3 protein-coding genes and 1 pseudogene are annotated in these 2,236 nt (G+C 31.2%); all 4 read right to left on the bottom strand.

Annotation, left to right across the window (positions count from 1 at the left end):
• Window positions 1-226: 226 nt before the first annotated feature.
• Window positions 227-568 (bottom strand): annotated as a pseudogene (gene rhuM, locus U9P79_02880) (RhuM family protein).
• Between the two features lie 212 nt (window positions 569-780).
• On the bottom strand, window positions 781-1,053 hold the full coding sequence (locus U9P79_02875; GenBank protein ID MEA2103573.1) for a DUF2442 domain-containing protein: 273 nt from the start codon (window positions 1,051-1,053) through the stop codon (window positions 781-783).
• Window positions 1,013-1,252, bottom strand: coding sequence for a DUF4160 domain-containing protein (locus U9P79_02870; GenBank protein ID MEA2103572.1), 240 nt, complete (start codon window positions 1,250-1,252; stop codon window positions 1,013-1,015). Before U9P79_02870 ends, U9P79_02875 begins: the two co-directional genes overlap by 41 nt.
• 216 nt (window positions 1,253-1,468) lie before the next feature.
• Window positions 1,469-2,236 (bottom strand): hypothetical protein (locus tag U9P79_02865; protein MEA2103571.1); only part of this gene is annotated, 768 nt, incomplete at its 5' end.

Raw genomic sequence — 2,236 nt, 5'->3', positions numbered from 1 at the left:
AACGTGAGGTTTGGGAGTTGCATTTTGAAATATCACGCCTGCCCCGTGAAATCTATTTTCATATTTCATCGGGGGATATTTTACTCCAAAAACAAAGAAAAATATCACGGATATTTTACTCCAAAAACAAAGAAAAATATCACGGATATTTTACTCCAAAGCAAATCCCGACTTGGACATAACAGACAGCGTCTGAGTTGGGATTTTGTGAACAATAAAAATTCAAATATTGGGTAGCTCGAATTGAATTTACTTGATAACCAACAGAAATTATTGCATCAAGATTGTAATACTCAATATTTCTTGTAACTTCTCGTTTGCCTTCGGGTTGAACTATCCGGAATTTCCGAATAGTTGTTTTTTCAGATAATTCATTTTGTTTATAAATGTTTTTAAGATGCTCGTTAATCGTTCTTACATTCACATCAAAAAGTGTTGTTATCAGTTTTTGGGATAGCCCAATTGTCTCATATTCATACCGAACCTCAATTCCGTCTTCTCCGGCTTGCTGAGTAAAAATCAAAAATTCTGCTGTGCTGTTTCGTATTAATCTATTATTTTCATTCATATTTCAATCTCTCCAATATTCTTCTTTTAAGCTATTCTCTTGTCAGAAGAAACACTTTATTGGTCAAGTAGAATAATTGATACTTTTATTGGGTGTAATGGTTGGCGTATGCGGAGCTCTTTCATATCTTCTCTCAATCTGAGCTGATACGCTTGTTACCGCCAGATATCTATCAATAATTCACAGATTATTATAACAAAACAATAATGTTTCTAAATTGATGCATTTTTATATATTAAAGGATATTTGTTAGGATTAATAATGGAATCATAACTTAAATCTATATCAAGATCAGGCCAATATAAATGTCTTGGTGATTCTTCTATAACATTAGAAATGTTTCTTATTGTCTTATCTTTAAACCAGGGAAATGATTCATATGATAAAAAAAACTCTTGATTATGGGCAAAAATCCAAAATCCGTGTGATGAGATATTTGTAATTTCAATAGATGAAATGCGCATTCCATTCATTAATGAATTCATTATAATGCTCCTCAATAACTTTTTTAATATGTTTCAACTGCTTTGCTGAAAAAGAGTGATTAACTGCCAATTCTATTGTTGGCTCTAACCAAAATTTCGCTTCTCCATCACTGGACATAATGTGTATATGTTTTCGTTCCTCTTCTCTTGAGAAGAAAAAATATCTTAAACCATTTTCTCTGTAAATTGTTGGACTCAAACTATTACTCCTTTTTTATTTATAATTCCCAAACAGGATTTTGTGAACACTAAAAATTCAAATATTGGTGAATAATGTTTCGCGTGTGCGGCGGGATCGGAACGATCACGACCGAACAAACCGACCAAAGTTTGAATCGGAACGATTCAGACGAAACAAATCACGAGACTGAACCGCAGGCACTTTTGTTATAGGAAATTACTTTTTGATTCACGTTTATTCTTCGAAAATATCATAATAATCAGTTAAAGAATCTCGCCATTCTTTTAGATTCTTTTCAAATTGTAAAAACTCATCATTTGATGCAATCCAGCTTTTATCCACAACATAACCACTTTTCTCACCTTTTAATTTAATCAATATTTTTATTTCTTTTCCTGTAGAAAATTTGTAAATACCACCAAGTTGTACTTTACTCCATAATGAATTATTTAATGGATTGGAATAATCTTTCAATCCTGAAGGAAGTGCAAATTCTGCAGTTTGAATTAAATCAACATATGCTGCCAAGGCAATTGGATCATTTATACAATTAGGAATATTGTAATCGATACTTTGTGAACTGTTTGCTGAAGTCCTCCAACCAAATTTTATTTTATATGGAAGAGCAGGACAAGAAAACCATTTATCTTTACATACTAGATTGTAATAATTTTCCTCTTTTTCTTTTTTTACTTTTAGAACAATTGGTAAATTTTCTTTATTTTCTGGAAGATTACTTACAATTAGCTGAATTGATGGTTTAATGTCAGATTGAAGATTAATATTTGGTGAATCCCAAGTTGATTCACCTTGCCAAATGAGTTCATCATTAGTATTCATAATTTCAATTGAAATGGTATGAGTATACGATTTTAATGTTTTTGAAATATTTTGGGATATTACGTTAGATTTATTACTAAGTGCACTTATTGTTTGTGCAATACTAACTCCTAAACCTAAAGATGTCAGAGAGCCTGATGTTGATAACAATGCTGATGAATT

Source organism: Candidatus Cloacimonadota bacterium, assembly GCA_034661015.1.
In the GTDB taxonomy this organism is placed as follows: domain Bacteria; phylum Cloacimonadota; class Cloacimonadia; order JGIOTU-2; family JGIOTU-2; genus JAYEKN01.
This window is presented reverse-complemented; position numbering and strand designations above follow the sequence as displayed.